This window comes from Microcoleus sp. Pol12B4 (assembly GCF_036701385.1).
Classification (GTDB): Bacteria; Cyanobacteriota; Cyanobacteriia; order Cyanobacteriales; family Microcoleaceae; genus Microcoleus.
In genome coordinates, this window is sequence record NZ_JAUBQR010000066.1 from 21,199 (window position 1) to 29,396 (window position 8,198).

The following is an 8,198-nucleotide window of genomic DNA, read 5'->3' on the forward strand; positions in this document are numbered from 1 at the left end:
TAACTACTAGCAACAGTCAACAGTGATTTTTTTGAGTGAAAACATAGATAATAATAACAAATTATGCTATAATTACTGTGCGATTTTTGCAATTATAATCAATGAAAATCGGAATAGCTGTATTGGGTGCAGGTCGCTGGGGAGTTAACCTAATTCGTAACTTTCTCGAACATCCCAACAGCCAAGTTTTAGCGGTGGTAGACCCGAATCGAGATTCATTGGCGGTCGTTCAAAAACAATTTAATCTGGATGCCTCGGTGATTCTAGCTACCGATTGGTCTCAAGTGCAAGCCCTGCCGGGACTGCAAGCTGTGGCGATCGCTACTCCAGCTTCCACACACTACACCCTTGCAGCAGCAGCGCTGAAACAAGGCTACCACGTCTTAGCAGAAAAACCCCTCGCCCTCAACCTCACTGAAGCCATAGAACTCTGCCAATTAGCCGAAAAACAGCAGCGGCAACTCTTCGTTGACCACACTTATCTGTTTCATCCAGCAGTCGATCGAGGTCAAAGAATTATTCAACAGCATCAACTCGGAAAATTGCGCTACGGTTACGCCCAGCGCACCCATTTTGAACCGGTTCGCCATGACGTTGATGCCCTTTGGGACTTGGCAGTTCACGATATCGCTATTTTCAATACTTGGCTGGAACAAACGCCAATTGAAGTAAGGGCGATGGGTACTGTTTTTCCGAAGGAATCAGGAAAAGGGAAAAAGGAAGAAGGAATAAATCAAGAAGCAGCAGAAATGGAAAATCAATTTGCTCCTTCGCTGGTGACTACTAATCCTGCAGAAAAACTAGCAGATTTAGTTTGGGTAACACTCACCTATCCCGACGGATTTCAAGCATTTATTCACCTGTGCTGGCTAAATCCCGACAAACAACGGCGCTTAACAGTTGTTGGCAGTTTGGGAACCTTAATTTTTGATGAAATGTCGCCAGAAACTCCCCTGATTGTGCAGCGCGGCAATCCAGATTGGCGAGGCGAAGAGAATAACTGTTTTGAAAGTGCGTTAGCGAAGCCCGCCCCTACGGGGGCTACGCCAACGAAGAGGATCGCGCTGGAGCGAACAAGCCTCAGACATCGCGAAGTGTTGAGTTTAGAACAAGTAGAACCGCTGCGGAGAGTGTGCGATCGCTTCCTCAACTGCGTGCAAACAAATACCCCCTGTTTTACCTCTTCGGGCGCGGCCTCCGTCGAATTAATCCGCATTCTCAGCACTTTGAGCAAATCCCTCGAACTCGGCGGACAGCCCCTAATACCATTTTAGATTTTAGATTTTAGATTTTAGATTTTAGATTGGGAAAATCACTCCTCAACTTTTGAAATTTCCCTTTTCCGTTACTAAGTCCGGGCTGTGAAAATAAAAACTTGACTGCTGATTGACAGGCAAAGAAATCATCACCGTAGTACCTTGATTTACGCCCGCGCTGTGGAGGGTAATGCTTCCGATCATAGATTCCATTATCCTTCGCGAGATAGCCAAGCCCAAACCGTTACCGCCAAACCTGCGAGTTGTAGAACCATCAGCCATCACAAAAGGTTGAAACAATTTCTGCTGGTGCTCGGGATCAATACCAATTCCCGTATCTTTAATTGTCACCACCACCCAATCGCTTTGACCGCTGGGACCCGTCGTACTTTCCCCACTGCCGTTAAAACTACCAGAATTAGTCCTCGATTCTAGCCGCACAGATATATTAATGCTGCCCGACTCTGTAAACTTAACGGCATTGCTCAAAACATTTAAAAACACCTGTTTTAGCTTCTCTGGATCGGCATGAACAATAATCGGATCATGAGGCTCTGGCAAACTTAACTTCAAGCCTTTTTCCTCTATTTGAGTCGCTTGCAAATCAATCGCGTCTTCAAGTACCTGAGTAATGTCAACTACTTCTAACATCATCGAGAACGTGCCGGATTCTATTTTAGCAATGTCCAAAATATCATTAATGATATTGAGCAATTGCATTGACGAGTCGTGGGCCCGCTGTAAAAATTCCATTTCTTCATCTCGGTCATCGCAGTAGCCGTCCCGCACAATTTGAATAAAACCAATAATCCCGTTGAGCGGCGTTCTCAATTCGTGAGAAATGTTCCCCAAAAATTCATTTTTTAATTGATTCGCAACTTGCGCTTCTTTGGTTGCGACTTCCAATTCTCTTGCCCAGGATCTAAGGCGCTGCACCATGCTGTTGAGTGCTTCTGATAGTTGATTGAATTCCCTAATTTGGAAATCTTGGGGCACTGTCTGCGACGCTTCCGTATCTACTTTCATGGCGTAGTCTCTCAGTTTTTCCACTGGACGCGCCAAGTCGCGAGACAGATATAAAGTCGCGATGATACTAGCAGCAACTAAACCTACAATTAAATTAAATAAAACTTGCTGAATTTCTTCCAAACCTGACAGGGCGTAATCTAAACGAGAGACAGCTAAAATAATCCACTTGCTGTTCTCCTGTGTAGTTGAAGGACTCGGAATAGCGGCGTATCCTGCTAGCAACTCTACACCATTTCTTTCAAACGAAAATAGATGGAGAAAAGCTGTTCCGCCTGCGATCGCCCTTTTGACAATACTTTTTAGTCGATCGGCATCTGCCTCTTGGGCGATATTGCGGCCCACGCGGTTGATATTCGGGTGCGCCAAAATCGTCCCATCTTGGTCGATCGCCACGGTATAGCCGGCTAAAGAACCCTTGGGAGCGCTGGTTTGCACAGGCAATGCCGACTGCAAACTCAAAGCATAACTCAACTGCAGGGTATTGCCCCGACGAATGTAAACAGGAGCGCTCAACACCAAACTCGCTTGGCTATCGCGGCCTTCTTTACCCGCATCTGGAAAATCCTCAGCCCCCAAAGCCCCCTTCCGATCGTTTGCTGTCCCCTGTCGCTGCTGAGGCAAGGACAGGCTGATGTAAACGCTCTTGTCGTCCAGCAGCGTTTGCTGCTGCTGTACGGGCGGCCAAAATTTTGCCGGCAGCGACTGAATCGGCTGCTGCCCGCAAGTGCTTGCTATCACTTGATTTGTCTTTAAATTAGTCAATTGCAAGCAATCAACCTGCGCTGGCAACCGCTGCCCTAATTGGGCGATAAACTTTTGATAATCCTTCGGATTTACCGACTGCAACATGGAGCTTTCCGAAGCGCCGATCAGATTCGACTTCAGCGATTTCGCCCACTGTTCAATAGTTTCTGCTTTTCTGACTGCACTTTCGGTCAAGTTTTGACGAGCAGTTTCCAGAAGCGTCGAGCGTGCCTTGCGATAGGTAACATACTCCCCCACCAGTAGAACAGGTACGCTGAGCAACAAAATCCGCGACAGTAAAATACGGCGAAAGGAGGATTGACCTAACTTAACCATAGGAAATATCTAAATTAAGGTGCAACACCCAACAGCGACCATTAAAGTGAAATAAACCAGACCGAAAGCATGAATCTGTCTAGGGGACTCTGCTGACTGGACAACACAGCTTCAGAACAACATTTAAACACAATTATAGAAGCCACTGTAGTAATCTCGATTCTAAGTGTGTGGGCCCAAAGATGCTCAGCAATTTGTTTGGCAAATGCCTGTGATTTCGGTCACACTTCCCTTCTCAATTCTCGGAGCGACTGGTATCCGAGCGCCCCTGGGCCAATTTTTAAGGCTGCAAAAAGCGTCGGGTGGACATACCGCAGTTGCTTGAAGCTAGAATCGCATCGATGCACTCGCCCCAAATTAACAGGCAAAAAGTTCGGTTTCCGGCTAGTGTACAGAGAGAATTCTTGCTCGATCGGACTTTTTTTTTCCGAATGCCTTCGAGAGATGGGCCAGAGATGGGCGATGCAAGATTTTGCACCCTGTGAAAGATTTCTTTTGCCATCCGGTTGATTCGGTGACAAAATTCACCGATCAAACAAAAAGAATGAGACGATCGAGCTGCCGATCGACTTGGACAACCCTAATGTGGGGAACCTTGGCGCAAACAGTGTACCCACGCTCTGTAAATTCGCGGTCTCGGCAATAATCTCCATAGCTTAATCGATGAAAAAAAACTTTAGCAATTATACGTATTATTACACAAACAACCGTCCGAGATATCATCACGCTTATTTGATATCTCCCCTATTAGAAATGCTGGCGGCACTTCAGCAGACCAGCAAGACAAAACTCCGAGTTTTGGATCTCGGCTGTGGCAATGGCAGCCTCAGTCACGTTATCGCAGAGCACGGCTGCGAAGTTGTCGGCGTTGACACTTCTGCGCCCGGAATAGCCATCTCCCGTCAAAGTTTCCCCGATTGTCAGTTTATCCAAGCAGATATTTATGACCTCCCAGATACCGATATTCTGAAATCATTTGATGTTGTCTTAGCTATTGAAGTAATCGAACACTTGTTTTATCCTAAAGAACTAGCAAAAACTGCCAAAAGATGCCTCACTCCGGGAGGAAGACTAATTATTTCCACACCCTATCACGGCTATTTAAAAAATCTGGTTTTAGCGGTTTCTGGCAAACTAGATCAACATTTTACTGTTCTTTGGGATAACGGTCACATTAAATTTTTTTCAGTAGAGACGCTGACCAAGTTATTAATATATGAAGGATACACCGACATAAAATTTAAATTTGCTGGTCGGTTTCCCTATCTTTGGAAATCAATGTTATGCTCTAGTACGTTCTCGCCACCAGTGGATAAATTATGAGTTGGGATTTGTGATTTTTCAGCCCATTAATTTTTCTGAATAAACGACCAGCCCTCATGAAAAGTAAAAAATAACTTTTACGGTGAAGTGGTGAAACCAGTAAAATGACTGTTGGCATTTGGATATTAGGCGATCAACTTTGGCAGAACCAAGCTGCGATCAACCGCACCGATGATAAATCTTCCCTACAGGGATTTCCTAGCGCGCCACCGGGAAAAACTTCAGTCGATCGATCCCATGAGCTTTATCTTAGCCAATCTCGACAAAATGCCGCCGACAGAATTGGCAACCATCGGCCAAAAAGCGGCAGAGTGGCACTTAGGAAGTCATTAGTCAGCAATCAGTAGTCATTAGTCATTTGTTACTTGCTACCCATGCCCCATGCCCCATGCCCATGCCCCATGCCCTTTGCAATTCTTATTTTTTCCCTGACTTTTCCCTAAATATTCCACAGCGTTTCCACAGGCAAGTCTGAGGTTTTCCACAGATGCGACAAAGTTTTCCACAGAAATTAACGGCACGGTAGCATCTTGCTGCGGAATTGGGGATTTCCTTAACTTGCTGCCCAATCCCTCATAAACCACCCAACACATAAAGATATGTAACAAAAAATGCCCTGAAAAGCTTATTATTTGGTAAACCTTTTTTTTATCTAAAGGACTTTGTAATATTTCGCAACATTGACAAACCCACCCCCTCATAGCGCACAATGATGCGACCGACCTAAAAAAAAGCGCTCTGATTTCGGCTGTGCCTGCACCTGTATCCGGCCGAAGGGGGGGTTCTGTTTTCAATTTATTAGCGAGACTAAAAAAAATGATGAACCCAACAGTCAGTATTTTTGCTGAAATTCCCGAAACGCTGCACGATTCTCTCAAAACTTACCTGGAAACCCATCCCGAATGGGATCTAGACCGAGTATTTTGCGCGGCCCTGTCGCTGTTTTTGTTGCAGAATGCCGATAGCGGTACGCCTGAAGCTTCGCGCAGTTATCGCCAAGCTGCGAGAGTTTATCTCGAAACTCTGTTTCAATCTCCTCAAGACTTGCACAGCAACAATGTAACTCCGTCGTCTTGAAGGATCAGGGGAGAGGGGGAGACGCGGTTTCTGGGAAGGATTTTAGTTGACCGAGAGGGCGTGCACTGCATAGGTGGCAACTTCAGCTTAAAATCCCTGAGAACTATCGCTTATAGCTTAATGCCGAGCCCCATTGTATCTCCCTTAAGAAGGAGACTTGGATAGCTTCAAGTCCCCCCGAACTATCAGGGGATGCCGGGGGGACTTGAAGCTGCCTTAATCGTCAAACAGTAGACGGGTAGTACATAAGATGCGCTTGTTTACATCCATGGTGCTTATGGCGCACTCTACAGACTACAAACAAATGGCTGAAGACTACATCATGCCCATGCCGCCCATGCCACCCATGCCGCCCATGCCACCCATGCCGCCCATGCCGCCCATGCCGCCCATGCCGCCCATGTCGCCCATGTCGCCGCCGGCTTTTTTCTTCTCGGGTTTTTCGACAATCACAGCTTCAGTGGTCAGCACCATACCAGCAATGGAACCGGCATTTTGCAAAGCCGATCGCACTACCTTAGCGGGGTCAATAATCCCGGCGGCAATCATATCTTCGTACACGTCGGTGAGAGCGTTGTAGCCAACGTTGAACTCGCTCGCCCGCACTCGTTCGATGACGATCGAACCTTCGACGCCGGCATTATCAGCGATTTGACGCAAAGGTGCTTCCAAAGCTTTCTTCACCAAGTCAGCGCCTACTTGTTCTTCGGCGTCTAAAGTATTTGCGATCGCATCTATTTTTGTAATCAGGTGAATTAGCGTCGTGCCACCTCCGGCAACGATACCTTCTTCCACAGCAGCTTTAGTAGCGTTCAGAGCGTCTTCAATACGCAGTTTACGGTCTTTGAGCTCGGTTTCTGTAGCTGCGCCGACTTTAATTACAGCGATGCCGCCGGCGAGTTTGGCGATGCGTTCGGTTAGCTTTTCCTTGTCGTAGTCGGAATCCGTCGCTTCTAGCTGCTTGCGGATTTGCTCGATCCGTTTTAGCACGTCAGCTTTGTGTTCTTCGCCAGCAACAATGATCGTGTTTTCTTTGTCGATCGTAATTTTGCGGGCTGTACCGAGCATTTCTAGGGTTGCGGTATCGATGCTGAGTCCGACTTCTTCAGAAATCAGTTGACCGCCGGTGAGTACGGCGATATCTTGAAGCATAGCTTTGCGTCGCTCCCCAAAACCAGGAGATTTCGTTGCTGCGATGTTCAATACGCCGCGGGCTTTGTTGACTACCAGAGTTGCCAAAGCTTCGCCTTCAATATCTTCGGCGATAATTAGCAGCGGTTGACCTGTGCGGGCGATTTTTTCGAGAACTGGAATTAGTTCTTGAATGGAGCTAATTTTTTTGTCGGTAATCAGGATGCGAGCGTTTTCGTACTCAACTTCCATGCGGTCGGTGTTAGTGACGAAATACGGAGAAAGATATCCGCGATCGTACTGCATCCCTTCGACAACTTCCAATTCCGTTGTCAGAGATTTCGACTCTTCTACAGTAATTACGCCGTCTTTCGTGACTTTTTCCATTGCTTGGGCAATCATACTGCCTACTTCTTCGTCGTTACCGGCGGAGACAGTGGCGACTTGAGCAATGGCGCTTCCTTCGACGGGTTTCGCCAATTTCTCGATTTCCAGCACCAAGTGGGCGATCGTTTTTTCAATACCCCGGCGCAGCGCGACTGGGTTTGCGCCTGCTGCGACATTCTTCAAACCTTCGCGAATGAGGGATTGAGCTATAACCGTTGCGGTTGTTGTGCCGTCGCCTGCGATATCTTTAGTTTTGGAGGCGACTTCTTGAATTAAGCGAGCGCCAGCATTTTCCAGGGGGTCTTCGAGTTCGATCTCCCTAGCAACGGTGATACCGTCGTTAACGATTTGGGGAGCACCGTATTTCTTTTCCAATAGGACGTTCCGGCCTTTCGGGCCCAAGGTGATGCGGACAGCATCGGCGAGTTGATTGACGCCGCGTTCTAGTGCCCGCCGAGATTTGTCGCTAAATGCAACTATTTTGGTCATGTTTGTCTCCAATCGCTTACATTAGCAAATTTAGCACTCTCTGAGTCTGAGTGCTAAGTCGATCGATTTTTGATTGTAGCGCGCCTCAACGGTGTGGGGGATTGGGGGTGCGGATGGGAGATTTGGGCGATCGTTCCGGGTTGCTAAGGACAGGGCATTGCCGTGTCCCCACATATCTCGTGTCGCCACAGATATAATGTGGTTTGTTACATATCGATATACTCAGGTTTTGGTTCAGGCATAAACCCAATTTTGATGGCGCGTTATCCCAAAGCAGAATTTTTAATAAAAATTTCTTAACTTGTGTTTTCGGTCATCTACCTTTCGATAGAGCTTCTATTCTTTTTTCGTAATTGCTCAACCCCCTTGACAAGAAGAGGAGATAGACATTAGATAAAGGAATGGAAAAACTCCCCGACTTAAAGC

7 protein-coding genes are annotated in these 8,198 nt (G+C 46.9%); 4 read left to right on the forward strand and 3 right to left on the reverse strand.

Annotated elements, in window-relative coordinates:
* Positions 1-101: 101 nt before the first annotated feature.
* Entirely contained in the window at positions 102-1,274 is a 1,173-nt protein-coding gene (locus QUA38_RS11685; protein ID WP_333161910.1) for a Gfo/Idh/MocA family oxidoreductase, read from the forward strand.
* Positions 1,275-1,319: 45 nt separating this feature from the next.
* Here QUA38_RS11685 and QUA38_RS11690 read toward each other — a convergent pair whose 3' ends face one another.
* Positions 1,320-3,365 (reverse strand): sensor histidine kinase, encoded by a 2,046-nt coding sequence (locus QUA38_RS11690; RefSeq protein ID WP_333161912.1) that lies wholly within the window; start codon positions 3,363-3,365, stop codon positions 1,320-1,322.
* A 663-nt stretch (positions 3,366-4,028) separates the two neighbouring features.
* Between QUA38_RS11690 and QUA38_RS11695 the strand changes: the two genes are divergently transcribed.
* Both QUA38_RS11695 and QUA38_RS11700 read left to right on the forward strand, forming a co-directional pair.
* Positions 4,029-4,688, forward strand: a complete 660-nt coding sequence (locus QUA38_RS11695) for a class I SAM-dependent methyltransferase (protein WP_333161914.1) — start codon at positions 4,029-4,031, stop codon at positions 4,686-4,688.
* A gap of 104 nt (positions 4,689-4,792) precedes the next feature.
* Positions 4,793-5,035: a hypothetical protein gene (locus QUA38_RS11700; protein WP_333161916.1), complete on the forward strand. Its 243-nt coding sequence runs from the start codon at positions 4,793-4,795 to the stop codon at positions 5,033-5,035.
* Positions 5,036-5,056: 21 nt separating this feature from the next.
* Here the strand turns inward: QUA38_RS11700 and QUA38_RS11705 are convergent, their stop codons facing one another.
* Positions 5,057-5,296, reverse strand: coding sequence for a hypothetical protein (locus tag QUA38_RS11705; protein ID WP_333161918.1), 240 nt, complete (start codon positions 5,294-5,296; stop codon positions 5,057-5,059).
* Positions 5,297-5,507: 211 nt separating this feature from the next.
* Between QUA38_RS11705 and QUA38_RS11710 the strand changes: the two genes are divergently transcribed.
* The gene (locus tag QUA38_RS11710; protein ID WP_050813024.1) at positions 5,508-5,765 is read left to right on the forward strand and encodes a DUF2811 domain-containing protein; all 258 of its coding nucleotides are present in this window, start codon (positions 5,508-5,510) and stop codon (positions 5,763-5,765) included.
* Positions 5,766-6,080: 315 nt separating this feature from the next.
* Here QUA38_RS11710 and groL read toward each other — a convergent pair whose 3' ends face one another.
* Positions 6,081-7,772 carry a chaperonin GroEL gene (groL, locus tag QUA38_RS11715; RefSeq protein WP_333161920.1) on the reverse strand — a complete coding sequence of 564 codons (1,692 nt, stop codon included), beginning with the start codon at positions 7,770-7,772 and terminating at the stop codon, positions 6,081-6,083.
* Positions 7,773-8,198 lie beyond the last annotated feature (426 nt).

Coding starts and splice junctions, on each gene's coding strand:
- groL (WP_333161920.1), bottom strand. CDS start 7,772: ATGACCAAAATAGTTGCATTTAGCGACAAATCTCGGCGGGCACTAGAA.
- QUA38_RS11710 (WP_050813024.1), top strand. CDS start 5,508: ATGAACCCAACAGTCAGTATTTTTGCTGAAATTCCCGAAACGCTGCAC.
- QUA38_RS11700 (WP_333161916.1), top strand. CDS start 4,793: ATGACTGTTGGCATTTGGATATTAGGCGATCAACTTTGGCAGAACCAA.
- QUA38_RS11685 (WP_333161910.1), top strand. CDS start 102: ATGAAAATCGGAATAGCTGTATTGGGTGCAGGTCGCTGGGGAGTTAAC.
- QUA38_RS11690 (WP_333161912.1), bottom strand. CDS start 3,365: ATGGTTAAGTTAGGTCAATCCTCCTTTCGCCGTATTTTACTGTCGCGG.
- QUA38_RS11695 (WP_333161914.1), top strand. CDS start 4,029: ATGAAAAAAAACTTTAGCAATTATACGTATTATTACACAAACAACCGT.